This window comes from Microbacterium sp. 05N427, assembly GCF_056397105.1.
Genome location: NZ_JBFTMT010000001.1, coordinates 125,741 through 152,128, shown reverse-complemented (window position 1 = coordinate 152,128; position 26,388 = coordinate 125,741). Strand labels below are relative to the sequence as shown.

The following is a 26,388-nucleotide window of genomic DNA, read 5'->3' as shown; positions in this document are numbered from 1 at the left end:
CATGTGGATGAACCTGTTAATAGATTCCGGCACTGTGGAGAATGTCATTCCAGAGTGGGTCGGACGATGTCGGCAGCCCCTCCGCGGGCCGGGTTCGAGCGCCGCGGCGGACGACACGGCGATTGCGCCGAAGACCGGTCACGGGTCCATACTCGTCGTCATGCCTTCCACGCTCTTCCTCGACGGAATGCGCTTCGCCATGGTCTCCTCGACCGCGAGCGACGTCGATTCCGACGCCCCGACGACCTTCGACTACCACCAGGACGGCCGCCTGATCTGGGGCGAGTACACCGGAGACACCGTGACCGAGGGCCGGTTCGTCGGCGAGATTGCCGGCGCCGAGGTGCGCGTCTCGTTCGCGCATGCGCTGGTCAGCGACGGCTCCGTCGTGCGCGGGGACGCGGTCAGTCGCGCCGAGCAGGAGGACGACGGCCGGCTCCGTCTCATCGAGGACTTCGCCGTCGACGGCATCGACCACGTGAGCGTCTGCCTGCAGGTCTGACCCTTCGTCTCGCTGCGCTCGCTCAGGGACCGGGGTTGGTTTGCTCGCTCAGGGACCGGGGTCGCTGCGCTCGCTCAGGGACCGGGGTTGCTGCGCTCGCTCAGGGGCCGGGGTCAGATGCGGGTGCCGCGGCTCCCGTCGGTGCGGGTGAACCGCATCAGGCCGCTGTCGACGCCGATCGCCACGCGCTGCGGGATCTCGTCCGGGAGCACGAAGGGACGACGGAAAACCTCGCCCATCACGATCGCGGTCTCGACCTTGGTGACTTCTGGACGGTCCGCGATCGTGCCGATCACGAGCGACTGCATGGCCTCCATGTCGACGCTGCGCACGACGAGCATCACATCGTGCTCGCCGGTCATCACCCTGGCCGATTCGACGTCGGGCATCTCCCCGATCGCCTGCAGGAACGATGTCCACGACTGCGGTTGGATCGTGCAGAACACGAGGGCACTGACGCCGAGGCCGAGACGCGTCGTGTCCACCTCCGCGGTGTAGCCCGTGAGGATCCCGGCGCGGGTGAGCGACTCCACCCGCGAGTAGGCGCTGGCTCGGGAGATCCCGACCTCCTGCGCCAGGGCGGCGATCGAGATCCGCCCGTTGCGGCGCAACGCCCGGAGGATGTCGTAGGCGATTTCGTCGATCACGGGCGCGGATCGTCCAGGGGCGGAGGGCTGATCGTCGCTCATACTGGACATATTGCCGTAGTGACGGAAGCGTGACAATCGAATGACCGGAATCCAGCCGTTCAGTCGGATATAGTGCCGGAAAACCCGATCTGGTCGTCTGACCTGTCCATCTTCAACGAGGAGGAACGCCTGTGGGCCGTTCACACCGCCACGCCGCTGCTGCGCTCATCGCCGTGGCCGCCATCGCGCTCGCCGGCTGTTCCGGGGGCAACTCCGCGAACAACTCGAACAGCTCCTCCTCCGGAGGGGGCACGCTCGTCGTCGACACCGCCTTCTCGCTGGAGACGGGAGATCCCGGCCGCAACTACGTGCCCACCGGGAACATGGTGCTGCACGCCGTCTACGACACGCTGCTGACGTTCCAGGGATCCGACTCGAGCACCCCGAAGCCGGACCTCGCGACGATGAAGCAGAACGCGGACGCGACCGAGTTCACCTTCACGATCCAGGACGGCCGCACATTCTCCGACGGCACTCCGGTCACCGCGGACGACATCGTGTTCTCCCTCGACCGCGTCGCCGGCATCACCGACTCCAAGGCCAACTTCCTGATGACGGGGATCACGGTCGCCAAGGTCGATGACAAGACCGTGAAGCTGTCGACCAAGGCGCCGTCGCTGCAACTGCCGGCGATCGTCACCAACCCGTCGCTCGCGATCCTGAACTCCAAGGTGGTGGAGAAGAACGGCGGCAAGACCGACTCCGCCGACGCCGCGAAGAGCTGGCTCGACGCGAACTCCGCCGGATCCGGCCCCTACAAGCTGCAGTCGCTCGACCTCGCGTCGCAGGTCGTGCTCGTGAAGAACGACAAGTACGACGGCGATGACAAGGCGGCTTACGACAAGATCGTCGTGCGCAACATCTCGCAGTCCTCCACGCAGCTGACCAACCTCAAGGGCGGCGACTCGAACGTGGCGGTCGACCTCTCCGGCGACCAGGTGAAGAACCTGGGCGACGGCTTCACGGTCAACTCGGCGCCGTCCGCCGAGACCCTGTTCCTCCTCATCAACCAGGACAAGAACGTGGGCGGCGCGACCGCGAACCCGAAGTTCGCAGAAGCGGTGCGGTACGCGCTGGACTACGACAAGCTCCTCGAGCTGGCCGGCAAGGGATCCGTGCAGGCCACCGGCGTCATCCCGCCGATGTTCCCCGGTGCGAACAAGTCCGGTGTGAAGCAGGACCTCGACAAGGCCAAGGCCGCCCTCGCCGCCTCCGGCTACACGGGCCAGGAGATCAAGCTGCAGTTCCCGAACGACAACCCCGTCGGCGGTGTGGAGTTCACGCCGGTCGCCGAGCGCGTCCAGGAGCAGCTCAAGGCTGCGGGCATCAACGTGACCCTGGCTCCGGCCCCGTTCGCGACCGAGGTGCAGCCCTACGTCAAGGCGCAGGAGGCGTTCTCGCTCTGGTACTGGGGCCCCGACTACGCAGACACCTCCTCGTTCCTGCCGTTCGGCCCTGGTCAGAAGGTCGGCCTGCGCGCCGGCTGGGCCGCCGAGGCCGACACCTCGATCGCCGGCCTGGTGACCAAGGCGCAGAACGCGACCAGTGTGGACGCGCGCAACACCGCGTTCAGCGACTACGCGAAGGCGATGCAGGAGTCCGGCCCCTTCGTGCCGCTCATCGTCCCCGGCATCAACCTCGCCAGCACCACCAAGGTGGCCGGTCTCGAGTACAACGTGACCTGGACCCTCGACCTGCGGACGCTGCACCCCGCGAAGTGAGCTCTGCGGGGGTCGGAGCCACGAGGTTCCGACCCCCGCAGCACCACGCCCTCTCCGCCCCGTAGACCCGGAAGCCCCCTGTGTCCGAGACGAAAGCCATCGCCACCCGCACGTCGCGGAAAGCGCAGAGCACGCTGCTGCGCTTCCTCGCCCGGCGGGCCGTGACGAGCGTGATCCTGCTGTTCGGGATCGTGCTGGTCACCTTCTCCCTCACCGTGATCGTGCCCGGCGACCCGGTGCGCGCCGCCCTCGGCGAGGGCGCCGCGTCGAACCCAGCCACGGTCGAAGCGTTCCGCGAGAAGTACGGACTCGATCAGCCGGTGTGGATCCGGTTCTTCCTCTACGTCGGCAATCTGCTGCGCGGCGACCTCGGCACCTCGCTGAAGTCGGGACAGCCGATCTCCGCCGACCTCGCCAAGGCCGTGCCCGCGACCGCCGAGATCGCCTTCTACGCGATCATCATCAGCCTCGCCGTCGCGATCGTGCTCGGAACGCTCGCCGCGTACCGTCGAGGCAAGGTCACCGACCAGGTCGTGCGCGTGGTCACCCTGATCGGCCTCAGCATCCCCACGTTCTGGATGGCGATCCTGACCTACCAACTGTTCTTCATGCAGCTGCACTGGGTGAGCGGATCCGGCCGGATCTCCCCCACGCTCACTCCGCCGCCCCGGATCACGGGCTTCTACACGATCGACTACCTGCTGAACGGCGACTCGGTCGGGTTCTTCGACGCGACCAGCCACCTGGCCCTGCCGGTGCTCGTGCTGAGCCTGTTCACGATCGCCACCCTCACCCGGTTCGTGCGCACCTCGGTGCTCGAGGTGCTCGACATGGACTACGCCCGCGCGGCACGGGCGAAGGGGCTCAGCGGCCGCCGAGTCGTCGTCGGCTACGTGCTGCGCGGAGCAGCGCTGCCGATCTTGACCCTCGTCGGCATCGCGTTCGGCAGCCTGCTCTCCGGCACCGTGCTCGTCGAGGCGGTGTTCGCCTGGCCGGGACTTGGCACGTACGCCTACAACGCGTCGAAGAACCTCGACCTGCTCGCGGTGACCGGTGTCGGTCTCGTGGTCGGCGTGTTCTACCTCGTCATCAATCTCGTCGTCGACGTGCTCTACGGCGTCCTGGATCCGCGAGTGAGGCTGTCGTGAACCTCGTCATCCCCGAGAAGGTCGCCCCGAAGCGCCGCCGCTCCTGGCTGCCGCGCGCCTGGCGCACGCCGCTGGCCGTGGTCGGCACGGTCATCGCGCTGATCTGGATCGTCGTCGCGATCCTCGCGCCGTGGATCGCCCCGCACGACCCGCTGGCGCAGAACTTCCCGCGCCTCGCGCCGCCCAGCGGTGAGACGATCATGGGCACCGACGTCAACGGACGGGACATGTTCTCGCGGCTGCTCCTGGGCGCGCAGACCACGATCCCGCTCGCCCTGATGCTCGTCGTCTGCGCGATGATCGTCGGAACCGTCGTCGGCGCCGTCGCGGGGTACCTCGGTGGCTGGTTCGACGAGGTCCTCATGCGCATCACCGACATGGTGATGGCGTTCCCGACCGTGATCCTCGCCATGGTCATCGCCGCCTCCCTCGGCCCGTCGATCATGAACGCCGTGATCGCCGGCATCATCGTGGCCTGGCCGCCCTATGCCCGCATCACCCGGTCGCTCGTGCTCGGCCTGCGCACGCAGAACTACGTGATCGCCGGTCGGCTGCTGGGGTCGTCCCCGCTGCGCTCGCTCCTGCGGGACGTGCTGCCGAACATCGCAGGCCCTGTGCTGGTGCTCGCCTCGCTCGACATCGGCACGGCGATCCTGCTGCTGTCCGGCCTGTCGTTCCTCGGTCTCGGCGCGCAGCCGCCGACGCCCGAATGGGGCACGATGATCGCCGCAGCCATGCAGAACCCCTCGGCCTGGTGGCTGGGTCTGTTCCCGGGTATCGCGATCCTCAGCATCGTGATGGCCTTCAACTTCATCGGCGACTCGCTGCGCGACGCCCTCGACCCGCTCGCCGCCCGCGAGCGCGAGGCGGAATCGCCCACGGCGGTCTCCGCCGCCGCATCGACCGGGGAGGTGGCACAGTGACCGTCGCGCTCGCGATCCGCGACCTGCACGTCGAACTCGGCCAGAGCCGTCGCAACCGCACCGAGGTCGTGAGAGGCATCTCGCTCGACCTCGTCCCCGGGCGCATCCAGGGCCTCGCCGGAGAGTCCGGATCCGGCAAGAGCATGACCGCCATGGCGATCCTCGGGCTGCTGCCCGCGGGCGGGACGGCGTCGGGATCCATCGTCCTCGGCGGTGCGGACAAGACGGACCTCCAGCTCGTCGGCATGACGGGCCGCGCCTACCGCACGGTGCGCGGCAAGCGGATCGGCATGGTCTTCCAGGATCCGTCCGCCAGCCTGCATCCGCAGATCACGGTCGGATCCCAGCTCGCGGACGGCATCCGCACGCATCTCGCGCTGTCCCGCGCCGAGGCCAGGAAGCGGGCGGCGGAGCTGCTCGCGCTGGTGCGCGTGCCGAATCCCGAGGAAGCGCTGCAGAAGTATCCGCATCAGTTCTCCGGCGGCCAGCGACAGCGCATCGCGATCGCGATCGCCCTGGCCTGCGAGCCGGAGGTCCTGCTCGCGGACGAGCCCACCACGGCGCTCGACGTGACGGTGCAGGCGGGCATCCTGCACCTGCTGCGCGACCTCGCGACCGAGCGCGACCTCGCCGTGCTGCTGGTCACGCACGACCTCGGCGTGATGAGCGCGGTCGCCGACGAGGTCGCGGTGATGCGGGGCGGACGGATCGTCGAGTCCGGCTCGAGGCAGCAGGTCTTCCAGAACCCGCAGCATCCCTACACGCGAGAGCTGCTGGACGCGATGCCCGACGCGCAGGACTCCCTGGTGGACGCACCCGCCGACCCGTCTCGGTCCCCGAGCGAGCGCGACGAGACGAAGGGCGCTCTGCTCGGTCAGGAACCGACGAAGCACACCGAGGATCCCGAGGAGACCCGATGAGCGATCAGAAGCCGGTCCTGCACGTCGACTCCCTCGTCGTCGAATACGGCGGCCGCGCCGCGTTCCGTGCGGTGGACGGCGTCTCGTTCGACATCGCCGCCGGTGAGGTGCTCGCGCTCGTCGGAGAGAGCGGCTGCGGGAAATCGTCGACCGCTCGCGCCGTGATCGGTATGGAGAAGCCTCGCGCCGGCGAGGTGCTCTACCGGGACCGCGCGGTGCAGCCGCTCGGCATGCGCACGCGTCCCGCGGAGCTCACTGCGATCCAGATGGTCTTCCAGGATCCGAATTCCTCGCTGAACCCTCGGATCCGTGTCGCGCAGCAGATCGCGGAGGGATCCCGCGCCGCCCGCGCGCGCGGTGTCGACTCGGAGGCGCCGTCGCACTGGCTGAAGGCGGTAGGCCTCTCGTCCGCCCTCGAGAATCGGTACCCGTACCAGCTCTCCGGCGGCCAGCGGCAGCGCGTCGCGATCGCTCGCGCGCTCGCCGCGAAGCCCGATCTGATCGTCGCCGATGAGCCGATCTCGGCGCTGGACGCCTCCGCTCAGGCGTCGGTCGCCGGAATGATGCGCGAACTGTGCGTGGCCTCGGGCGCGGCGATGCTGTTCATCTCGCACGATCTCTCCGTGGTGCGCCTGATGGCCGACCGTGTCGCCGTGATGTACCGCGGGCGGATCGTCGAGTCGGGCGCGACCCCTGTCGTGTGGGCCAATCCGGTGCACCCTTACACCGCGGCGCTGCTCGACGCGATCCCGCACCCGGACGGCGAGGGCGTTCTGCCCGCCGCGCCCGCCTCGGAGGCGCCGTCGTCCTGGCGCATCGAGATCCCCGAGGCGCTCGACCGCGTGCGCTGACCGCGCCGCACAGACCTCCCGGTGCGGGCTTGCCCCCTGCGCCCGCGCCGGGAGACCCACACTGCGGCCGCGTCCTTCGTCTCGCTCCGCTCGCTCAGGAACCGGTGCTGGGATCGGTCCCTGAGCGAGGAGCGCAGCGACGAGACGAAGGGCGTCGCCTCGATCGGCGTGCCCGGGCCGCTCAGGCCCCGGCCGGGGTCAACGCGTGCGGGGTGGTGTTGAGGTTCACGCAGCCGTCGGCGGTGACGACCACGATGTCCTCGATGCGGGAACCCCACTCGCCGGGGAAGTAGATCCCGGGCTCGATGCTGAAGGCCATGCCCTCGCGCAGCGGCAGTGCGTTGCCGGGCGCGATGTACGGCTCCTCGTGCGTCGTGACGCCGATGCCGTGGCCTGTGCGGTGCAGGAACGCTTCGGCCAGACCCTCCGCGGCGAGCACGTCGCGGGCGGCGGCGTCGACCTGCTCCGCCGTGACGCCGGGGCGCACGGCGTCGACGGCCGCCTGCTGGGCGCGAACGAGCACGGCGATCCTGCGTGCGATCTCCGGATCCGGCTCGCCGACGGCGTAGGTGCGAGTGCTGTCGGAGTTGTAGCCGGCCGGCACGGCGCCGCCGATGTCCACGACCACGATGTCGCCGTCCTGGATCACCCGGTCCGAGACCTCGTGGTGCGGATCCGCGCCGTGCGGCCCGGAGGCGACGATCACGAACTCGACCGTGCGGTGCCCCTCCTCAACGATCGCCGCGGCGATGTCGGCGCCGACTTCGCGCTCGGTGCGTCCGGCGCGCAGCAGGCCGGGGACGCGTCGGTGCACGGCGTCGATCGCCTCCCCGGCGCGGCGCAGCTCGGCGACCTCGGCGGCGTCCTTGATCATCCGTCCCTCGCGCAGCACGGGCGTGGCGAGCTCGGGCCGCAGTCCCAGGCGGTCGGCGAGCGGGATCAGGTGCAGGGCGGGCAGGGCGTCGGAGACGCCGAGACGCGCGGGGGCCTCGGGCATCGCGGCGGTGACGAGGGCGTACGGATCCTGCCCGTCCACCCAGTCCGCCACGGCGAGCCCGAGCGCGCCGACGGCCGTGTCGCGCACTTTCGCGAGCTCCATGCGAGGCACGACGACGGTCGGATCCCCGTTCGCCGGGATCACGAGAGCGGTCAGCCGCTCGATCGTGTTCCCCTCGACGCCCGCGAGATAGGCGAGGTCGGGACCGGGACCCACGACGATCGCGTCGAGACCCGCTTCGGCGGTCAGGGCGCGGGCGCGGTCGAGGCGGGCGGCGTACACGGAGGCGGGGAATGGCGTGCTCACCCCTCCACGCTAGGTTCCGCGGGTCGGGAGGGCCAGGATTCGACACCCGTCAGAACCGAACTCAGGATGGATTTCGCAGAACCGCGGAAATTCGAGCGGATTCGTCCGTCATGGGGGGATCCATCCTGAGAACGGTGCAGACAGACTGCGCGTGCGGTCCGGCAGAGACACGCCGGAGCGCGGTCATGTTCGCGTCGCGTACTGCTTCCGGCTGCACGCGGGTGAACGCCAAGGATCGCCGGACCGAGCCGGGCCGAGCCGAGCCCAGCCGGTTCAGCTCAGCGTGATCCCCGACTCCTCGAGGCGGGCGCGCACGCGCTCCACGTCCTCGTCGCCCGGGAGCTCGCCGATCACCTTCATCATCAGCACCTGCGCGTCGACGAGGGAGATCTCCGGATCCGCTCCGCTCTGCGCGGCCACGGCCTCGCACACCTCCTGCACCTCGTCGTCGGTGAGGCGACGACGCAGCAGGGCGAGGATCGGCACCCGGTCCTGGGCGGGGATCCCATCCGGGTAGCCCGCACCCAGCCAGCGCAAGGCCTGGGCGATGAGGTTCCCATCGGAGGCGTCCGCAGTGGAGGCCGTGCCGGAACCCTCAGCGGCCGCGTCCCGGAGGATCCGCTGATCGCCCACGATCCGCTGCGCCTTGGTGCTCAGCGGCACTCCGCGGTCGGCGAGCAGGACGGCGACGCGGCGCACCTCGTCGGCACCGGGGTTCGCCGAGGTCACGTCGGCGATCGCCGCGCGGATCTGCGAGACCCGCACCGGATCCGTCTCCTGTCGGGCCAGGGCCGCCACCACCTCCGCGAGCTCCTCGGCGGTGAGCGTCCGCTGCAGCAGGGCGAGCAGCGGCGAGTAGTCCTTGGGGGGCACGCCCTCCGGATAGCCGGCGCGCAGCCAGTCGAGCACGCGACTGAGGACGTTGCCGTTCACTTGCCCGCTCCGAACAGCGAGATCCCGAAGTAGTGGTAGATGCTCAGCCTCGTGATGAAGAGCACCCCGGTGAGCACCACGGCGATCACGAGCGCGAACAGGATCCAGCCCGCCGCGGTCAGCACCGGACGGCGCGTTCCCGCGGCCTCGCCGTCGATCTCGCCGGTGCCTGCCGACTGCAGCCGCATGCCGATCGCGAACAGGGCGGGAAGCCCCGCGCCGAACAGCAGGCCGACCAGCAGCACACGGCCCGCGGAGAGGGCCATCTGAGCGATGTCGAAATTCATCTCATCCGTCCTTCGGTTCAGGCCGCCGCGCCCTCGGGCACGACGGAGCCGTCCCACTCGGCGTTGACGTTGTTGTGGTCGATCTTCTGCCGGCGGCTGCGCAGGTAGAGGAGGGCCGCGGCCGCGAGCAGCAGCACGAACACGGTGATCGCCCCGGCGAGCCCGCCGATGCCATGGGCGACGAAGAAGCAGAGAGCTCCCACGATGCCCGCAGCCGGCATCGTGATGAGCCAGGCCGTGACCATGCGACCCGCGATGCCCCAGCGCACCTGCGCCCCCGGGCGTCCCACGCCGGATCCGAGGATCGATCCGGTGGCGACATGCGTGGTGGACAGCGCCATGCCCATCGAGCTGGACGTGAGGATGATCGCGGCGGAGGACGCCTCTGCGGCGAGGCCCTGCGGCGACTCGATCTCGACCAGGCCCTTGCCCAGCGTGCGGATGATCCGCCAGCCGCCGAGGTACGTGCCGAGCGCGATGGCCGCTCCGCAGGTCACGATGATCCAGATCGGCAGACCCTCGTTGAGGATCTGGTCGCCGGTGAGCGTGCCGTGCGCGATGAGGGCGAGGGCGATCACGCCCATCGTCTTCTGCGCGTCGCCGGTGCCGTGTGCGAGTGAGACGAGCGACGCGGTGCCGATCTGGCCCCAGCGGAAGCCGGCCTCGCGGTGCTTCGCGTGCACGGAGCGGGTCAGACGGTAGACGAGCCAGGTGCCGACCGCCGCCACGACGCCCGCGATGAGCGGGGAGAGCACGGCGGGGACGATGATCTTCCCGACGATGCCGGCCCAGTTGACGGTCGCAGCTCCCGCGATGCCGGCGCCGATGAGCCCGCCGAACAGGGCGTGCGAGGAGCTGGACGGCAGGCCCAGCAGCCAGGTGAGCAGGTTCCACAGGATGCCGCCGACGAGCCCGGCGAAGATGATGATCATGGCCGACTCGGGACTCAGGCCCGGCACGAGGTCGCCGCTGGGGCCCTGGATCGTGAGCACGTCCTTCGTGATGGTCGCGGCGACCTCGACCGAGAGGAAGGCGCCCAACAGGTTCAGGATCGCGGAGAGCGCCACCGCGACCTTCGGCCTCAGCGCACCGGTCGCGATCGAGGTGGCCATCGCGTTCCCGGTGTCGTGGAATCCGTTGGTGAAGTCGAAACCGAGTGCGGTCACGACCACCAGGATGAGGATCATCACTTCGGCGCTCATGATCGTCAGCATTCCGCGTCCCGACCGCGGGAACAGCCGGCGTCGTGCACTCGACGGCGAGAGTTCATCGGGCGTTAAGCGCCCCAGGGGGAGAGTGATCGAGGAGGGTCCTCACCGTCCGCATAGCAGCCGGGCGTAGCCTCGCGGCGGCCGCATTGCAGATCGGAACCGCCACGCCTTCCATCCCCGTCTTCCTCAGCACCTGGAGCCTGGATCCCACCGCGCTCGTGGTGCTGATCGTCGCAGCCGGCCTCTATCTCGGCGGGGTGGAGGTGCTGCGCCGGCGGGGCCATCGCTGGCCGCTGTCGTTGACGCTGATGTTCCTGCTGCTCGGTCTCGGCTCCTATGCCGTCGTATCGTTCGGATTCCTGGGAACGTGGAGCACGGCGCTGCGCTGGGCCTTCTCGACGCGGATCGCCCTGCTCATGTTCGTCGTGCCCGTGCTCGTCACTCTCGGCCGTCCGGTGTCGCTCGCCCGTGCGGTGCTCTCGACACGGCCCCGCGCTCGGGTGAACGGCTTCCTGCGCTCCTGGCTGGCGAAGTTCTTCGGCAACGCCATCATGGCGCCGGTGTTCACGTGCCTCGTGTTCTCGGTGTTCTTCACACCGCTCTCGGCGGTGCTGCGGGTCAATCCGATCACCGAGGGAGTGGCGTCGGTGATCGTGCCGTTGCTGGGACTGCTGATGATCCTGCCGATGGCTGCGCACACGGTCGCGCGCACGAGCCTGTTCATCGTGGCCGAGTTCATGTTCGCCTTCGTGGAACTCGTGCTCGACGCGATCCCCGGCGTGCTGCTGCGCCTGGGCACTGTCGTCTTCGACCACGCGGGCGCCTGGCCCGGGGCGCTGCCGCTCTGGTTCCCGAACCCGCTGCGCGATCAGCAGCTGTCCGGCGACTTCCTGTGGTTCATCGCCGAGATCGTCGATGTGCCGATCCTCGTGATCCTGATGATGCGATGGATCCGCTCCGACCGGCGTGAGTCGCGCAGCATGGACGAACTCAGCGACGAGGAGATGGCCGAACTCACCGCCGCGCACCTGCGCGGAGACTGACGCTCAGGTCGCAATCACCACACTCGGGTCGCAGTTTCGGCCGTATCCGGGCTGTCTTCGCGGCAGAAATCGCGACCTGAGCGGTGGAGTCCGGATCCGTCCGGTGTCACTCCGCGGGGGCGGCGGTGCGGATGCGCTCGCCGAGGAACGCCAGGTCGGCGGCGGAGAGAGCGGTGACGGCATAGGAAACAGGCCACACGGCGCCCTCGTCGAGCTGGGCGGGCCACTCGAATTCGAACGTGGCGTAGCGCACCTTGAACTTGGCCTTGGGCTTGAAGAAGCAGACGACCTTGCCCGCGGCGTTGGCCCAGGCCGGCATGCCGTAGTACGTGCGGGGCACGAGGTGCGGGGCGTGCTCGGCGACCAGAGCGTGCAACGCCTCAGCGAGGGCGCCGTCCTCCCCGTCCATCTCGGCGATCTTGGCCCGCACGTCGGCCTCGCCGGCGGCGCGCGCCTCCTCGGGTGAGATCTTCTTCCGCGCGGTGCGGGTGCGACTCTCCTTCGCGGCCTCCTTCACAGCCGCGCGCTCGAAGTCGGTCAGCACGGGGGCGGTGTTCTCGGTCATGGCAACCTCCTGTCGACGCCCCGCGGATCCGGGGACATCCTTCAGCGTAGGAACGCGCGCGCGTGCGTGCTTCTTCAGAACTGATCGATCCATCAGGACATCGTGCTGGACCGGGATCCGCTGACCGTGCCGGCGGAGGAGCTCGCCGAGGCGGTCGTGCGGGAGGTGCACCTCGGTGGACGGCGGGTCGGCTGACCGCGCCATACCGGCTGCGACGTCCTAGGGTGTGAACCATGGACATGCGCGTCGCGGCATACGCCGTCATCCTCGACGATGAAGGGCGGGTGTTGCTGGCGCGATGGACCGAGGGCCGCCGGGTGTCCTGGACGATGCCGGGAGGCGGGCTGGAGCCGGGTGAGGACCCCGAAGCCGCCGTCCGCCGGGAGGTGCGCGAGGAGACCGGCTACAAGGTGGTCGTCGATGAGCTGCTCGGGATCCACTCCCGCGTGATCCCGGCCCGCCGCAGGGTCACGCCCGGTGCGAGCAAGCCGCTGCACACCCTGCGTATCGTGTATCGCGCGCGGATCACGAGCGGGAAGCTCCGGTTCGAGAAGAACGGATCCACCGACATGGCCGCGTGGTATCCGCTCGACGAGGTCGCCGGCCTGCAGCGCGTGCGGCTCGTCGACATCGCCCTGGGAATGGCGGGCGTCGCGGCCTGAACCGCTCGGGGCCTACTCCGGCTCGGAGATGTCGGCGACGGTCGCGTCGTAGGCCGAGATCAGCGCGTCGCCGTCGACGAACAGGCTGTAGCCGTGCGCGCCGGCGCCCATCGCGATCCGCCGCCCGCGGATCGTCTCGTCCGCGAACACCGGCCACGCGGTCGTGCTGCCGATCGGGACGATCGTGCCGCGCTCGTAGCCGGTCGCCGCCAGCGCGACGGCGGGATCCGGCAGCTTCAGCCGGTTGACGCCGACCAGGGCGCGCAGCTTCGGCCAGGAGATCTTGCGTCCGCCAGGGACCAGCGCGAACAGGAACGTGTCATCGCTGCGCTTGACCACGAGCGTCTTCACGATGCCGGACGGATCCAGGCCGAGCAGCGCAGCAGCCTCCTGCAGGCTGTTCGCGGCCGGACGCTGCCGGATCTCGATATCGAGACCGCGTTCGGCCGCGGCGTCGCGCACGCGGGCGTGCGGATCCGACCCGGTGGCCGACTCTCCTACAGGCTCGGGGACCGGTGAAGCGGAGGTGCTCACGCCTCGGGGGCGTTCAGCGGGTCATCGGCGACCCAGAGCTCGTCGTCTGCGCGCAGCGCCTGCCAGGCGGCTGCCAGGACGCCCACGGCAGCCGCGGCGCCGAGGATGATCGCGATCACGGCGCCGATGCCGAGGCCGCTCTTGCGCTCGGCCGGCACGGTGACCAGGGCGCGCGGGGTGTGCGCGGTTCCGGTGCGCTTGGCGTTCGCGATGTCCCACGCGGTGAGGGCGGATCCGACCACACCGCCGATCGCCGGGACCACCTTGTGGTCGACGACATCGCGGGAGAACTTGACGCCCTTGTCGACGACGGGCACCACGCGGTGCTCGTACACGTCCTGCACGGTGGGCACGACCTGCTCGCGGCGGAAGTGGTCGAGCTGGCGACCCGCCTCGCGCGCGACGTTCGCGGCATCGCCGACGACGACCTGCTGGGCGGCCCACAGCTTGGCGGCCTCGCTCTGCAGCTGACGGAGTTCCTTCTGACGCTTGCGGCTCAGGCTCACGATGCCCTCCCAATCGAAACGGAGTTCGGACTCACCATCTTGCCAGACAAGCTCCTGAGTGGCGGGTGTGCGTCGGAGAAGTTCCTGGGGGAATCAGAGACTGCAGGGGATCCGATGCGAGAATGGACCCATGCCTCACGCCACTCACGTCGCCACGCTGCACACCAACCACGGAGACATCGTCATCAACCTCTTCGGTGACCACGCTCCCCGCACCGTGAAGAACTTCGTCGAACTCTCCGACGGCACCGGATCCTGGACGCACCCTGCCACCGGCAAGCCCGGCGAGGGTGCGCTGTACCAGGACGTCATCTTCCACCGGATCATCCCGAACTTCATGATCCAGGGCGGCGACCCTCTCGGACAGGGCGTCGGCGGCCCCGGCTACACGTTCAACGACGAGATCCACGGCGAGCTGAACTTCAACGAGCCCTACATCCTGGCGATGGCCAACGCCGGACTGCGTCGCAACGCCATCACCGGCCAGGCCGAGGGCACCAACGGCTCGCAGTTCTTCATCACGACCGACCCGACCCCGTGGCTGCAGGGAAAGCACACGATCTTCGGCGAGGTCGCGGACGACGCCTCGAGGGCCGTCGTGGACGAGATCGCCGCCGTGCGCACCGGAGCGGGCGACCGCCCGGTCGAGGACGTCGTGCTGCAGTCCGTCGACATCGTCGCGAACTGACCCCGCCCGCGGACTCCGGAGCGCACGGATGACGACTTCGGAGTTCCACGCGAATCCCGACAACTTCTGCTACCGGCATCCCGGCCGGCAGAGCTTCGTGCTCTGTCAGCGGTGCATGCGCACGATCTGCCCGGAATGCCAGACCCAGGCCCCCGTCGGGGTGATCTGCCCGGAGTGCATGCAGGAGCAGCGTCGTAGCCAGACGCCGGCCCAGCGCCGCGCGAACCGGCGCTGGGGCGCGCGTTCGATGACCGCCGTCGGCGGCCGTCCGATCGTGACGTACTGGATCCTGGCGATCACCTCGGCGGTGAGCCTGCTGCAGTTCGTGCCGGGTCTCGGCGACTTCCTCACGAGCAACCTGCAGTTCTGGGCCGGCAATCTGTACCCGTCCCTGTCCGGGGCGCCGTTCGAGCCCTGGCGCCTGCTGACGGCTCTGCTCGTGCACGGCGGCCTCATCCACCTCGGCCTCAACATGCTGGCGTTGTGGATGGTCGGGCAGCAGCTCGAGCCGCTGCTGGGTCGGGCGAAGTTCCTCACGCTGTATCTCGTGAGCGGTCTCGGCGGGTCCGTTGCGATGGCGCTGATCGATCCGGCCCAGCCCACGGTCGGGGCGTCCGGGGCGATCTTCGGTCTGTTCGTCGCTCTGATCGTGATCGGCCGCCACCTCGGCGGCAACATCATCGGCGCACTGGTCGTGCTCGGGATCAACTTCGTGTACGGATTCATCGTGCCGGGAATCGCCTGGGAGGCGCACGTCGGCGGTGCGGTCGTCGGGGCGCTGGTGGCGCTCGTCTACGTGAACGCGAGCCGCCGCCGCAGCGCGCGCTTCTGGTGGATCGGCCTGGTCGCCGCGATCGTGCTCGTGCTGCTGGTCGTGGTGGCGATCGTGCCTCCGCTGATCATCACCGCCGGCCACTGAGCCGACCGATACGAAGGCCCCCGCTTCCCCGCGGGGGCCTTCGTCGTCTCCGGGATCGCCGCGTGTGAATAACACCCGTGTAATTCTCCCCACATGGGGATAGATCTGTGGATAACTTCGGGGACGGGATGTGCATATCCATCCCCAGAATGTGGATAACCCCTCGGATCCGTGGACAACCCTGCGGGAAAGGTCCCTGAGCGTCCTTCGTCTCGCTTCGCTCGCTCAGGAACCGGGAATGCAGAAACGCCCCCGCGCGGGCGGGGGCGTTTCGGAGAAGGGGAGCGCGGTGTCAGCGCCAGCGGGTAGTCATCAGGAAGCCGATCAGGGCGATGCCCAGACCGATCAGCAGGTTCCAGGACTGCAGACCCGGGATCGGGTACTGCATGCCGGTGATGTAGAAGACCAGGATCCAGGCCAGGCCGAGCAGCATGAAGCCGACCATGACCGGCTTGAACCACACGGCGTTGGGTGCGGCTTGGCCTTCGACCTTGTCGACGGCGGCTTCTTCGGGCTTGCGGGATCGTGCCATGGGCACAGTCTACCCAACAGGCCGCGCCGACATCAGGCTGTCGTCCGACGGCAAGGTCCGCTCGATAGGATCGCGGGATGACCGACGCCCCGCGAGCCGCCACGCGCCGTGCCGGCCGGGGCGGACGACCGCGCCGTCGCGCGACGGTCATGAGCGTGCTCGGCGAGCTGCTGCTGACCGCGGGCGTCGTGGTGCTGCTGTACGCCGCCTGGCAGATGTGGATCGGCGACATCATCATGAGCGCCTCCGCGAACGACAAGGGGCAGCAGATCTCCCAGGCATGGGCGAAGGAGCCCGCGCCAGCCCTGCCGCCCGTGATCGACGACGGGAACGGCGTCGACGGCGCTCATCCCCGGTACGAGCCGCCCGTGATGACCCCGCCCGCGAACGGCGTCCCCTGGGGCGCGCAGATGCACGTGCCGCGGTGGGGATCCGACTACAACGTGCAGATCGCCGGCGGGGTGACCAGGCCGGACACGCTCGATCACGGCTGGATCGGCGTCTACCCCACGTCCGGATTGCCCGGCCAACCAGGCAACTTCACGATGGCCGCCCACCGCACCACCTGGGGCAAGCCCTTCAATCAGCTCGACAGGCTGCATCTGAACGACGCGATCGTGATCGAGACGGAGCAGGGGTGGTACACCTATCGGTTCCGCACCCTCGAGTACGTCACGCCCGACAGCGTCGACGTGCTGAACCCCGTGCCGCAGGAGACGGGCGTCGCCGCCGGGGGGCGGTACATCACCCTCACCGCGTGCTCGCCGCTGTACTCGCTCGCCGAGCGCATCGTGGCGTACGGGGTGTTCGAGAGCTTCCAGCCGCGGGCCCTGGGCGCCCCGGCCTCGTTGAAAGCGGTGAGCTGATGTACGGCGCTCTGTGGCGGATACTCCCCGGCCCGTGGTGGGTGCGGCTGTTCATCGTGCTCGTGCTGCTCGCAGCCGTGCTCTACGGGCTCATGTTCTGGGTGTTCCCGTGGGCGAGCCCGCTGATCTCGCCCGGTGACGTCAGCATCGAGCCGTCGCCGACCGCGACCTGACGCGGGCGTCCTTCGTCTCGTCGCTGCGCTCCTCGCTCAGGAACCGAGTGGGGAGCGCAGCGAGACGAGGACGCTCAGGAACCGAGGGCGGCCCGGTTCCTGAGCGAGCGCAGCGAGACGAAGGACGCTCGACGGCGCCGGCGGGTCACTTGCCGGTGCAGTAGGTCAGATCGATCGTGGACAGCACGGGCACGTCTCCCGGAGGCGCCGACATCGATGAGACGGTCTTCGGGTCGGTCGCCTTGCACTGCGGGTTCTCGACCGGGTTCGCGGTCAGGCCCAGCTGCTGGAGCGTCTGGGTCGCCGATTCGAGAGTCCAGCCGGTGAGGTCGTTGAGCGTCACCACACCGCTGGCGACGACGAGGTCGATCACGGTGCCCGGAGGAACCTCGGTGTCGGCCTGCACGCTCGACGACAGCACGATGTCGTGCGGAGTGCGCGGATCGTTCTTCTGGGTCACGGATCCGAGCTGCAGTCCGGCCTTGGTCAGCGTGTCCTTCGCAGCGGTGGCGCTGAGGCCGACCAACTGCGGGACCGCGACATCGGCGGCGCCGGAGGAGACGTACACCGTCACCGACTGTCCCTTGTCCATGCGGGCGCCGGCCTCGGGGTCCGTGCTGACGACCTTGCCCTTGTCGACGGTCGCGTCCGCCTGATCGATGCGGATCGCGCGCAGGTCGTTCTTGGCCAGCAGCGCGACGGCGGACTCGTAGGTCTGACCCGCCACGCTCGGCACCGCGCGCGTAGTGGTCGGCACGTCAGCGGCGGGCTTGATCGCGAGCACCCAGATCAGCACCGAGGCCACCAGCACGACGAGCAGCGCGACACCGGCCCAGATCCAGGCGACCGGGGGCCCCGACTGCGTCCGCGTCATCGTCGTGTCGGTGGAGAGCTGGCGCAGCGTGCGCGCGGTCTCCTGCGCGTGCCGCGGACTCGAACCGTAGAGCTCGCTGGTGAGCGAGGACAGCTGCTTCTTCGTGGGCACGGCGCCGGTCACGGCGTCGTCGAGCGCGGTGCGGAAAGAGACCGCATCGGGGAAGCGCTGGAAGGGATCCTTCGCCATCGCGCGCAGCACGACCGGATCCAGGGCGCGGATGCGCTCGAGCTCGGCCGGGGAGTGCTCCTCGTCATGCACCTCGCTCGGCGGCAACGGGGTCTCGCTGACGTGCTGGTAGGCGACGGCGACCGGGGAGTCCCCGCGGAAGGGCTGGCGCCCGGTGAGCAACTCGTACAGCACGACGCCCGCGGAGTACAGGTCGGTGCGAGCATCGACCTGCTCGCCCTTGGCCTGCTCCGGCGAGAAGTACGCGGCGGTGCCGATGATCTGGGTGGTCTCGGCGACCGTGGAAGAGGAGTCGGAGACGGCCCGGGCGATCCCGAAGTCCATCACCTTGACCGTGCCGTTCGGGGTCACCTTGACGTTGCCGGGCTTGATGTCGCGGTGCACGACGCCGGCACGGTGGGAGTACTCCAGGGCCTCGAGGATCCCGTCCGCATAGCGCACGGCGTCGACGGTCGGCACGGGGCCTCGCGCGATGATGTCCTTGAGGAGGTCGCCGGGCACGAGCTCCATGACGATGAAGGGCACCGGCTCGGCGGGCGTGCCGCCGGCCTCCGGGGTGCTGTCCTCGCCCGCGTCGAACACGCGCACGATCGAGGGGTGCGACATGCGCGACGCGGCCTGCGCCTCCATCCGGAATCGCGTGCGGAACGCCGCGTCGCGAGCGAGCTCGCGGTCGAGGATCTTGATCGCGACCTCGCGCCCGAGGGTCAGGTCGTAGCCTCGGTGCACATGGGCCATGCCACCGCGGCCGATGAGGTCATCGACGCGGTAGCGACCGGCCATGACGCGCGTGATCGTCGCCACAGAGGACCCCCCTGGTTCTCTTGTTCGTACTGCTTTCGGGCCCGTCAGGGCGTTGGCGGCGGTGTGACCGGGCCGGTGCCCGGCAGGATCGGCTCCGACATCTGCGGCGACGGCCCGCTCTCGCGCTTGCTGTCCCCGCAGAGTGCCAGGTAGGTCGCGGTGACCTGGGCGCCCGGCTGGTTGGCGATGGAGATCTCGGCATCGAGCGTGTTGGCGTCGAAGGTCTTCTGGGATCCGTCGCCGACGAACGTCGCGTTGGTGAGGGTCACCACGTAGCCCGACACATTGCCGGTGCCGCTCGGGCACACGAAGCCGGCCCAGCTCAGCTGCACGGTTTCGCCTGCGATGGCGGGGCCGGCGAGCTTCGGAGCGGAGTCGGGCGCGCCGATCGGCACGAGGTCTCCGTACACCGTGAGCTGCACGACGGTGCCCTTCTTGACGTTGCCGCCGCTGGGATCCGTGCTGTAGACGGTGCCCACCTTGTCTTGCGCCGGAGCGTGGTCGCCCGTGGAGCAGGTGCCGTCAAGACCCGCGCCCTTGAGCGTCTGCACGGCGCCGTCGCACGACTGCCCGATCAGGCCGAGCGTGCCGAGCGCGACCGTGTCGGCGGTCGGGGCTGGCGTGGGCGTGGGTGTCTTGCTCGGCGTCTTGGGCGGTGTCGAGACCGCAGACGACGAAACGGGCTGCGGCGCCTTCTGGTTCGACAGCAGCGCCCACACCGTGCCGCCGAGCACGATGACCAGCAGCGCGATGAGCGCGATGAGCGGCCACGTCCACGGGCTGCGCTTTTTCTTCTCCGGGGTCTCATCGGCCCCGGTCGGGATCTGCGCCGTCGTGGGCATGATCGTGGTCGCACCCTGCGTCGCGCCCATGAGCTGCGTCATGGCGTCGTCGCCGGTCGCGACAGCACCGGCGCCCAGGACGCCGGCGATGACGGCCGGCACCGCGATCGCGGCGGAGTTCAGGTCGCCGCGGCGCAGCGCCTGCGCGGCGCGCGCGACCGTGGCCGCGGAACTCGGCCGGTCGGCCGGCTTCTTCGCGATCATGGCCATGACCAGGTTCTGCACCGGCTGCGGAACGGTCGGGGGCAGCGGCGGCGGGGTGTCGTTGATCTGCGCCATCGCGATCGCGACCTGCGACTCGCCCGTGAACGGACGCTTCCCGGCCAGGCACTCGTACGCGACGATGCCGAGCGAGTAGATGTCGGTGGCCGGCGATGCGGCGTGCCCCGAGGCCTGCTCCGGTGAGAGGTACTGGACGGTGCCCATGACCTGACCGGTGGCCGTGAGCGGCACCTGGTCGGCGATGCGGGCGATGCCGAAGTCGGTGATCTTGACCCGGCCGTCCGGCGTGATCAGCAGGTTGCCGGGCTTGATGTCGCGGTGCACGAGGCCCGCGGCGTGCGCGGCCTGCAGCGCGGAAGCGGTCTGCGCGACGATGTCGAGCGTCTTGTCGGCGCTGAGGGATCCCTCGCGCTCGATGATCGTGGAGAGGGCCTCGCCGGGGACGAGCTCCATGACGAGGTACGCCGAGCCGTTCTCCTCGCCGTAGTCGAACACGCTCGCGATGCCCTCGTGGTTCACGAGGGCAGCGTGGCGGGCCTCGGCGCGGAAGCGCTCGAGGAAGCCAGGATCCCCCATGTACTCGTCTTTGAGGATCTTGATGGCGACGGTCCGTCCGATGACGTGATCGGTCGCCTCCCACACCTCGCCCATGCCACCGATGGCGATCCGAGACTGCAGCTCGTAGCGACCGCCGAAATGCACACCTTGCGTCGGCCTCATTTCTTCAGCACCGCCTCCATGACCTTCTTGGCAATCGGTGATGCGATCGCATCACCGGATCCGGATTGTCCCTGCCCACCGCCGTCTTCGACGACGACCGCAACGGCGATCTCCGGGTTCGAAGCGGGCGCGAAGCCGGTGAACCACAGCGTGTAGGGGTTCGTGTCGCCGTTCTCCGCTGTGCCCGTCTTACCGGCCACGTCGACTCCGTCTATTCTTGCACCCTGCGCCGCTCCGCTTGAGACCGACGCCTGCATGGCGGCGGTGACCGCCGCGGCCTGGTCGGAGCTCATCGCCTGACCGAACTGGGTGTTGTCGAACTGCTTCTGCACCGAAAGATCGTCGCCGACGACCTGATCCACCATGCGCGGGTTCATCACGACGCCGTTGTTCGCGATGCCTGCCGAGACCATGGCCATCTGCAGCGGGGTCGCCCTCACGTCGCCCTGTCCGAAGCCGGTGAGACCGGTCTTGTCGGGCGAGAGGCTCTTCGGGTACGTGGACGCGGTCGACTCGAGAGGCAGTGAGAACTCCTTGCCGAAGCCGAACTTCTCCGCAGTGGCGCGGATCGCCTCGTCGCCGAGCTGCACGGCGAGCTCGGCCATCGGGATGTTGCAGCTGAACCGGATGGCATCGGCGAGGCTCACGGTCTGCCCGTTGCCGGCGGGGCAGGGGCCGCCCCACGAGTTGTGCACGGCGGTGGTGGTGCCGGGCAGCGTGAAGGCGGCCGGGTTCGGGAACGTCGACTGCATCGTGAACTTGCCGGAGTCGAGCGCCGCGGCGGCGACGACGAGCTTGAACGTGGATCCGGGCGGGTTCATGTTCCCGCCGATGGCGCGGTTGCTCAGCGGCTTGTTCGGGTCGGCGACGAGGCCGTCGTACGTGGCGTTGGCTGCCTTCGAGTCGTGCACGGCGAGGGTGTTCGTGTCGTAGCCGGGAGTGGAGACCATCGCGAGGATCCGCCCCGTCTTCGGCTCGATCGCGACGACGGCGCCCTGATAGCCCTGCAGTGCGTCGTAGGCGGCCTTCTGCGCCACCGGGTCGAGGCTCAGGCGGATGTTCGCGCCCTTCTGCGGCTGACCGGAGACGATCCGCTCGATCGACGAGAGGAACTGCGAGCCGCCGGTGCCGCTGAGCTCGCTGTTCATGGCCTTCTCGATGCCGGTCGCGCTGCCCAGTGCCGGGTTGTAATAGCCGGTCACCGCGGACCACATCTGCGGATCCGTGTACACCCGCTGGAACGAGTACATGTCGCCCGAAGGGGTCGAGGTGGCGATCGGCGTGTCGCCGGCGAGGATGGATCCGCGCTGGATCTCGTAGCTGTCCAGCCGGGTGCGCCGGTTGGCATCGTTCTGCGAGAGCGCATCCGCCTGGACGACCTGGATCCAGCTCACCGAGCCGAACAGGGCGAGGAACATGACCAGCACGAGGATGCTGATCCTTCTGAGTTCTTTGGTCATCCGATCACCACCCTGGGTTGACGGCGGACGCCGTCGGAGATCCGCAGGAGGAGTCCGACGATGAGCCAGTTGGCGATGAGGGAGGATCCGCCGGCCGCGAGGAACGGCGTGGTGAGGCCGGTCAGCGGGATCACTCGGGTGACGCCGCCGACCATGATGAAGACCTGCAGGCCGATCGTGAACGAGACCCCCACCGCGAGTAGCTTGCCGAAGTCGTCCTGACCCGCGACGCCGATCCGCAGGCCGCGGCTGACGAACACCATGTACAGGCAGAGCACGGCGAACAGGCCGATGAGGCCGATCTCCTCGCCCAGGCTCGTGATGATGAAGTCGCTCTCCGCGACCGGCGTGATCTGCGGGCGGCCCTGGCCGAGGCCGGTTCCGAGCAGTCCGCCGTGCGCGAGGCCGAAGATGCCCTGCGTGAGCTGGTAGCTCTGGTCCTCCATGAGGTCGGGGTTGAAGGCGTTGATCCAGGTGTTGAAGCGGTTCTGCACGTACGTCAGGAACTGCGCGACGACCGCGACACCGATCACCACGCCCACGACGCCGATGAGCACCCAGCTGGTCTTTCCGGTCGCGACGTAGAGCATCACGATGAACATGCCGAAGATGAGCACACCGGTGCCGAGGTCGTGCTGCGCGACGATGATGGCGAGCGAGATCAGCCAGACCACGATCACGGGCCCGAGCTCCCGCATGCGTGGCCAGGTGATGCCGGCGAACCGCTTGCCCACGGACGACAGGCTCTCCCTCGTGCGCACGAGGTAGCCCGCGAAGAAGATCGCCAGGAAGATCTTCGAGAGCTCGCCCGGCTGGAAGCCGAGCCCGCCGATCGAGATCCAGACATCGGCGTTCGCGTCGGCCTTGAGGCCGGGGATGAAGGGCAGGACCAGCAGCACGAGGCCCGCCAGCCCGGAGAGGTAGGTGTACTTGTACAGCACGCGATAGTTACGCAGGAAGATCACGAGAGCGATCGCGCCGGCCACCGAGATCGCCATCCACATGATCTGCTTGTTGGACGATGCGTTCCAGCCGGTGGCGTGGTTGGCGATGTCGATGCGGTAGATCTCCGCGATGCCGACGCCGGTGAGGAGCGTGGCGATCGGGAGGACGAACGGATCCGCGTCGCTGGCCACGAAGCGCAGCACGATGTGCAGGGCGAACACGAGCACGGCGAGCCCGCCGCCGATGAGCAGGATCATCGGATCGATGCGGCCGAGGGCACCCAGCTGTACGAGAGTGAGCGCTGCGCCCGCCACGACCACGGCGAACAGCAGGAGCCAGAACTCGCGGTTGCGCTGCGTCTGCGGGCCTCGGATCTTGCGCAGCGCGCGCAGCACGGCCGTGTCGGCCGCGACGTCGCCGGCGTTGTGGGCGGGTGCGGTGGCGGTCATGGCGTCTTCCCCGGTCCGGCCGAGGCGCGGAGGCGGCCGACGATGGCCGTCGCGTCGTCGAGGGAGCGTGCGGTGATGGTCTGCTGCACGAGCGACTGGTTGAAGCTGGGCAGGTCGGACATCTTGATGCCGGTGTCCTCGTACACGTGGGAGAGGGAGATCGGCCCGAGGTCCTGCTGGATCCCCTGGAACACGGCGACCGTGTCGGACTCGGAGTCGACGCCCACGAAATAGCGGGTCTGCGTCCACGCATAAGCGCCGAACAGTGCGGCAGCCATGAGCGCGATCACCACGATGAGCCCGGTGATCCACCCCACGCGGCGACGCACAGAGCGGCGGTGGTCCTCCTCGATGAGCTCCTCGAGGTAGTCGGCGGCGGGCTCGAAGTGCGTCGGCTCGTTCGCCGCCTGGCGCACCGGATGCAGCCAGCTCGGGCGCGCAGGGCGCGCGGCGGGCACGATGATCCCCTGCGGGTTCGCCGCGGCGCCGACGACGGTCGCGGATCCGGAGAGCACGGGGTGCTGGCCGCCGACGTCGACGATCACGATCGTGACGTTGTCCGGGGCGCCGCCGTCGAGCGCGTACTTCAGCAGGCCGTCCGCGGTGCGTCCTGGGGCCATGGCCAGCCGCAGCGTCTTCTCCATGTGCACTTCATCGACGACGCCGGAGAGTCCGTCGGAGCACAGCAGCCAGCGGTCGCCGGGCAGGGTCGGCATGACGAACATGTCGAGCTCCGGATCCGCGTCCATGTCGCTGAGCACGCGCATGAGCACGGAACGGCGCGGGTGGTAGCGCGCCTCTTCCGGCGTGATCCGCCCCGAGTCGACCAGGCGCTGCACGAACGTGTGGTCGGTGGTGATCTGGGTGAGCGTCTCGTCGCGGTAGAGGTAGATGCGGGAGTCGCCGATGTGGCCGATGACGGCGTAGTCGTCGACCATGATGATCGCGTCGAGCGTGGTGCCGAGGCCGGCGAGCTCCGGACGGTCCTTGACGGCGCGGATCATGTCGCCCGCGGCGGTCGTGGCGGCGGCCTGCAGGGAGGCCTCCGCGTCCATGGTCGAGGGGTAGGCGTGGTCGAGGTTCTGCAGCCGGTGGACCGCGATGCTGCTGGCGACGTCGCCGCCCGCGTGGCCGCCCATGCCGTCGGCGACGACGAACAGGTTCGCCCCGGCATAGCCGGAGTCCTGGTTGTTGGAGCGGACCTTCCCGGTGTGGGAGATCGCGGCGCTCGAGCCCTCGAAGACCATGGCCGCCGGTTACGCCCGCAGCTCGAAGGTCGTGGCGCCCACCTTGATGGGTGCGCCGATCGACACGGCGACGGGGGCGCCGACGCGCTCACCGCTCAGGAAGGTGCCGTTCGTGGAGTCGAGATCCTGGAGCATCCACTGGTCGCCCCACAGCAGCAGGCGCGCGTGATGGCTGGACGTGTAGTCGTCGCGGATGACCAGCCCGGACTCGCTCGAGCGGCCGATCGACATCGGCTCGGATCCGAGCGGCACCTCGAGGCCAGCCTTGGGTCCGGAGGTGATGACGAGCTTGGTGACGGTGGACGTGGTGGCGGGTCCGCCGGGCCTGCTCCTCGGTGCGGCCGGGGCCTTCGCGGGCGCGGGGGCCGGCTTCGCCGCAGGGGCGCTCGCCGCCGCCTCGCCCTGGGGCAGCTTGCGCACGCGCACGCCGAACAGATCCGCGCGGAGCGAGTAGACGACCGCGAAGACGAAGAACCACATCAGCACGAGGAAGCCGATGCGCAGGAGGAGGAGCGTCAGTTCACTCATGCCGCATGCTCCTCACCGAGCGCAGTCCCCGGTTCCTGAGCGAGCGCGACTCCCGGTTCTTGAGCGAGCGCAGCCCCCGGTTCCTGAGCGAGCGCAGCCCCCGGTTCCTGAGCGAGCGCAGCGAGACGAAGGACGGACCCGACAGCTGCCCCTCGGTGCTGGTGCGCACGCCCCGCTGTCCCTGGGCGGCGCTCACGGATTGACCCCGAACGCGCGCGTGGCGTCGTCGCCGCGGCCGCCGCGGGCGGGCTCGGAGACGGGCACGACCTCGAACGTCAGGTCCGTGCGGCCGATCGTGATGACCATGCCGCTCTCCAGCTGGGCCTCGCGCACGCGCTGGCCGTTGAGCTTGGTGCCGTTGGTGGAGCCGAGATCGCGGAGCATGGCGTGATCGCCGTCCCACAGCACCTCGGCGTGCTTGCGGCTGGATCCGGCATCGCTGATCGTGATGTCGGCATCGCTGCCGCGGCCGATCACGGTACGCGCCTTGGAGACGGGGTGGCGTGTGCCGCCCGTGGTGATGACGGCCTGCCAGGTGACGCGTCCGCTGCTCCGCGTGGACGCGGACTCGACGTGCACGGTGCCCGTGGCGAGCTTGTCGTCGGCTTCGAGGGCGATGTTCACGGGGCCGGAGAAGCTGTAGCCCTGCGCGCGGGCGTGCTCCTTGACCAGAACGTGCAGCTCATCGATGAGAGCGGATCCGAGTCCGTGCATGGCCGTCGCGTCCTCGCCGCTCAGCCGCACGAGGAACGTGCTCGGCACGATGATGCGGTCGCGGCTGACGACGGCCGCCTTCGTGTCCATCTCGCGACGCAGTGCCGAAGCGATCTCCACGGGCTGGATGCCGCTGCGGAAGGTCTTCGCGAACGCGCTGTTCACAGCACGCTCGAGACCCTTCTCAAAGCTGTCTAGTAGTCCCACTGGGCTCCCATGGCTCACCGATCGGTACGGCCATGTTAGCGACACGGCCTGAATGATCCCCCCGACGGCGCGATCCGGGGTCGGAGCGATCCGCTCGTCCTGATTCTGCGCCGGGTGCCCTGGTTCGGCGCCGGGTGCCGCGGTGCGGTGCCGGGTGCGCGGGATCCTGCCGGGTGCACGGGATGTTCGCGCGCATAAGCAGTGCGCTCGG

At 69.2% G+C, this 26,388-nt stretch carries 29 protein-coding genes; 13 read left to right on the top strand and 16 right to left on the bottom strand.

Features of this window, described 5'->3' with window-relative positions:
* Positions 1–160 precede the first annotated feature (160 nt).
* On the top strand, positions 161–502 hold the full coding sequence (locus tag AC1DG4_RS00705; RefSeq protein ID WP_477377860.1) for an avidin-fold protein: 342 nt from the start codon (positions 161–163) through the stop codon (positions 500–502).
* Between the two features lie 113 nt (positions 503–615).
* Here the strand turns inward: AC1DG4_RS00705 and AC1DG4_RS00700 are convergent, their stop codons facing one another.
* Positions 616–1,191 carry an Lrp/AsnC family transcriptional regulator gene (locus tag AC1DG4_RS00700; RefSeq protein WP_477377861.1) on the bottom strand — a complete coding sequence of 192 codons (576 nt, stop codon included), beginning with the start codon at positions 1,189–1,191 and terminating at the stop codon, positions 616–618.
* A 131-nt stretch (positions 1,192–1,322) separates the two neighbouring features.
* Between AC1DG4_RS00700 and AC1DG4_RS00695 the strand changes: the two genes are divergently transcribed.
* From AC1DG4_RS00695 to AC1DG4_RS00675, 5 genes are all read left to right on the top strand, one after another.
* The gene (locus AC1DG4_RS00695) at positions 1,323–2,912 is read left to right on the top strand and encodes an ABC transporter substrate-binding protein (RefSeq protein ID WP_477377863.1); all 1,590 of its coding nucleotides are present in this window, start codon (positions 1,323–1,325) and stop codon (positions 2,910–2,912) included.
* Between the two features lie 80 nt (positions 2,913–2,992).
* Positions 2,993–4,060, top strand: a complete 1,068-nt coding sequence (locus tag AC1DG4_RS00690; RefSeq protein WP_477377865.1) for an ABC transporter permease — start codon at positions 2,993–2,995, stop codon at positions 4,058–4,060.
* Positions 4,057–4,983, top strand: a complete 927-nt coding sequence (locus AC1DG4_RS00685; protein ID WP_477377867.1) for an ABC transporter permease — start codon at positions 4,057–4,059, stop codon at positions 4,981–4,983. The genes AC1DG4_RS00690 and AC1DG4_RS00685 overlap by 4 nt, the downstream gene beginning before the upstream one ends.
* A complete protein-coding gene (locus AC1DG4_RS00680; protein ID WP_477377869.1) occupies positions 4,980–5,903 on the top strand; it encodes an ABC transporter ATP-binding protein in 924 nt (307 codons plus the stop codon). The genes AC1DG4_RS00685 and AC1DG4_RS00680 overlap by 4 nt, the downstream gene beginning before the upstream one ends.
* Complete coding sequence (locus tag AC1DG4_RS00675) at positions 5,900–6,754, top strand: ABC transporter ATP-binding protein (protein ID WP_477377871.1); 855 nt, start codon at positions 5,900–5,902, stop codon at positions 6,752–6,754. The genes AC1DG4_RS00680 and AC1DG4_RS00675 overlap by 4 nt, the downstream gene beginning before the upstream one ends.
* Positions 6,755–6,935: 181 nt before the next feature.
* Here AC1DG4_RS00675 and AC1DG4_RS00670 read toward each other — a convergent pair whose 3' ends face one another.
* The 4 genes from AC1DG4_RS00670 to AC1DG4_RS00655 all read right to left on the bottom strand — a co-directional run bounded on the left by AC1DG4_RS00670 (position 6,936) and on the right by AC1DG4_RS00655 (position 10,479).
* Positions 6,936–8,057 (bottom strand): M24 family metallopeptidase, encoded by a 1,122-nt coding sequence (locus AC1DG4_RS00670; RefSeq protein WP_477377873.1) that lies wholly within the window; start codon positions 8,055–8,057, stop codon positions 6,936–6,938.
* A gap of 273 nt (positions 8,058–8,330) precedes the next feature.
* On the bottom strand, positions 8,331–8,990 hold the full coding sequence (locus AC1DG4_RS00665) for a DUF3349 domain-containing protein (RefSeq protein ID WP_477377875.1): 660 nt from the start codon (positions 8,988–8,990) through the stop codon (positions 8,331–8,333).
* Positions 8,987–9,277 (bottom strand): hypothetical protein, encoded by a 291-nt coding sequence (locus AC1DG4_RS00660; protein WP_477377877.1) that lies wholly within the window; start codon positions 9,275–9,277, stop codon positions 8,987–8,989. The genes AC1DG4_RS00665 and AC1DG4_RS00660 overlap by 4 nt, the downstream gene beginning before the upstream one ends.
* Before the next feature lie 17 nt (positions 9,278–9,294).
* On the bottom strand, positions 9,295–10,479 hold the full coding sequence (locus AC1DG4_RS00655; RefSeq protein WP_477377879.1) for an inorganic phosphate transporter: 1,185 nt from the start codon (positions 10,477–10,479) through the stop codon (positions 9,295–9,297).
* Positions 10,480–10,634: 155 nt separating this feature from the next.
* Between AC1DG4_RS00655 and AC1DG4_RS00650 the strand changes: the two genes are divergently transcribed.
* Complete coding sequence (locus AC1DG4_RS00650) at positions 10,635–11,531, top strand: cytochrome c oxidase assembly protein (RefSeq protein ID WP_477377881.1); 897 nt, start codon at positions 10,635–10,637, stop codon at positions 11,529–11,531.
* Positions 11,532–11,637: 106 nt separating this feature from the next.
* On the opposite strand, the gene AC1DG4_RS00645 is transcribed toward AC1DG4_RS00650, so the two are convergent.
* Positions 11,638–12,096, bottom strand: a complete 459-nt coding sequence (locus tag AC1DG4_RS00645) for a hypothetical protein (RefSeq protein ID WP_477377883.1) — start codon at positions 12,094–12,096, stop codon at positions 11,638–11,640.
* Between the two features lie 233 nt (positions 12,097–12,329).
* Between AC1DG4_RS00645 and AC1DG4_RS00640 the strand changes: the two genes are divergently transcribed.
* Entirely contained in the window at positions 12,330–12,758 is a 429-nt protein-coding gene (locus AC1DG4_RS00640; RefSeq protein ID WP_477377885.1) for an NUDIX hydrolase, read from the top strand.
* A gap of 12 nt (positions 12,759–12,770) precedes the next feature.
* On the opposite strand, the gene AC1DG4_RS00635 is transcribed toward AC1DG4_RS00640, so the two are convergent.
* Both AC1DG4_RS00635 and AC1DG4_RS00630 read right to left on the bottom strand, forming a co-directional pair.
* The gene (locus AC1DG4_RS00635; RefSeq protein ID WP_477377887.1) at positions 12,771–13,292 is read right to left on the bottom strand and encodes an aminoacyl-tRNA deacylase; all 522 of its coding nucleotides are present in this window, start codon (positions 13,290–13,292) and stop codon (positions 12,771–12,773) included.
* Positions 13,289–13,798, bottom strand: a complete 510-nt coding sequence (locus tag AC1DG4_RS00630) for a DNA helicase (protein WP_477377889.1) — start codon at positions 13,796–13,798, stop codon at positions 13,289–13,291. Before AC1DG4_RS00630 ends, AC1DG4_RS00635 begins: the two co-directional genes overlap by 4 nt.
* 130 nt (positions 13,799–13,928) lie before the next feature.
* Between AC1DG4_RS00630 and AC1DG4_RS00625 the strand changes: the two genes are divergently transcribed.
* Both AC1DG4_RS00625 and AC1DG4_RS00620 read left to right on the top strand, forming a co-directional pair.
* Positions 13,929–14,486, top strand: a complete 558-nt coding sequence (locus AC1DG4_RS00625; protein ID WP_045271303.1) for a peptidylprolyl isomerase — start codon at positions 13,929–13,931, stop codon at positions 14,484–14,486.
* 28 nt (positions 14,487–14,514) lie between these two features.
* Complete coding sequence (locus AC1DG4_RS00620; RefSeq protein ID WP_477377891.1) at positions 14,515–15,405, top strand: rhomboid family intramembrane serine protease; 891 nt, start codon at positions 14,515–14,517, stop codon at positions 15,403–15,405.
* A gap of 292 nt (positions 15,406–15,697) precedes the next feature.
* Here the strand turns inward: AC1DG4_RS00620 and AC1DG4_RS00615 are convergent, their stop codons facing one another.
* Entirely contained in the window at positions 15,698–15,937 is a 240-nt protein-coding gene (locus tag AC1DG4_RS00615; RefSeq protein ID WP_477377893.1) for a cell division protein CrgA, read from the bottom strand.
* Between the two features lie 77 nt (positions 15,938–16,014).
* On the opposite strand from AC1DG4_RS00615, the gene AC1DG4_RS00610 reads away from it, so the two are divergent.
* Both AC1DG4_RS00610 and AC1DG4_RS00605 read left to right on the top strand, forming a co-directional pair.
* Positions 16,015–16,803 (top strand): class E sortase, encoded by a 789-nt coding sequence (locus AC1DG4_RS00610; RefSeq protein ID WP_477377895.1) that lies wholly within the window; start codon positions 16,015–16,017, stop codon positions 16,801–16,803.
* Entirely contained in the window at positions 16,803–16,976 is a 174-nt protein-coding gene (locus tag AC1DG4_RS00605) for a hypothetical protein (protein ID WP_477377896.1), read from the top strand. The genes AC1DG4_RS00610 and AC1DG4_RS00605 overlap by 1 nt, the downstream gene beginning before the upstream one ends.
* Before the next feature lie 145 nt (positions 16,977–17,121).
* Here the strand turns inward: AC1DG4_RS00605 and pknB are convergent, their stop codons facing one another.
* From pknB to AC1DG4_RS00575, 6 genes are all read right to left on the bottom strand, one after another.
* On the bottom strand, positions 17,122–18,822 hold the full coding sequence (gene pknB / locus AC1DG4_RS00600; protein WP_477378069.1) for a Stk1 family PASTA domain-containing Ser/Thr kinase: 1,701 nt from the start codon (positions 18,820–18,822) through the stop codon (positions 17,122–17,124).
* Between the two features lie 65 nt (positions 18,823–18,887).
* Positions 18,888–20,627: a protein kinase domain-containing protein gene (locus tag AC1DG4_RS00595; RefSeq protein ID WP_477377898.1), complete on the bottom strand. Its 1,740-nt coding sequence runs from the start codon at positions 20,625–20,627 to the stop codon at positions 18,888–18,890.
* Positions 20,624–22,087 carry a peptidoglycan D,D-transpeptidase FtsI family protein gene (locus AC1DG4_RS00590; protein ID WP_477377900.1) on the bottom strand — a complete coding sequence of 488 codons (1,464 nt, stop codon included), beginning with the start codon at positions 22,085–22,087 and terminating at the stop codon, positions 20,624–20,626. The genes AC1DG4_RS00595 and AC1DG4_RS00590 overlap by 4 nt, the downstream gene beginning before the upstream one ends.
* Complete coding sequence (locus AC1DG4_RS00585; protein WP_477377902.1) at positions 22,084–23,481, bottom strand: FtsW/RodA/SpoVE family cell cycle protein; 1,398 nt, start codon at positions 23,479–23,481, stop codon at positions 22,084–22,086. The genes AC1DG4_RS00590 and AC1DG4_RS00585 overlap by 4 nt, the downstream gene beginning before the upstream one ends.
* Positions 23,478–24,728: a PP2C family protein-serine/threonine phosphatase gene (locus AC1DG4_RS00580; protein WP_477377904.1), complete on the bottom strand. Its 1,251-nt coding sequence runs from the start codon at positions 24,726–24,728 to the stop codon at positions 23,478–23,480. The genes AC1DG4_RS00585 and AC1DG4_RS00580 overlap by 4 nt, the downstream gene beginning before the upstream one ends.
* Before the next feature lie 9 nt (positions 24,729–24,737).
* Positions 24,738–25,256, bottom strand: coding sequence for an FHA domain-containing protein FhaB/FipA (locus AC1DG4_RS00575; protein WP_477377906.1), 519 nt, complete (start codon positions 25,254–25,256; stop codon positions 24,738–24,740).
* A 5-nt stretch (positions 25,257–25,261) separates the two neighbouring features.
* On the opposite strand from AC1DG4_RS00575, the gene AC1DG4_RS00570 reads away from it, so the two are divergent.
* Positions 25,262–25,459, top strand: coding sequence for a hypothetical protein (locus AC1DG4_RS00570; RefSeq protein ID WP_477377908.1), 198 nt, complete (start codon positions 25,262–25,264; stop codon positions 25,457–25,459).
* On the opposite strand, the gene AC1DG4_RS00565 is transcribed toward AC1DG4_RS00570, so the two are convergent.
* Positions 25,449–26,177 (bottom strand): FhaA domain-containing protein, encoded by a 729-nt coding sequence (locus AC1DG4_RS00565; RefSeq protein WP_477377910.1) that lies wholly within the window; start codon positions 26,175–26,177, stop codon positions 25,449–25,451. The genes AC1DG4_RS00570 and AC1DG4_RS00565 overlap by 11 nt on opposite strands.
* Between the last annotated feature and the right edge of the window lie 211 nt (positions 26,178–26,388).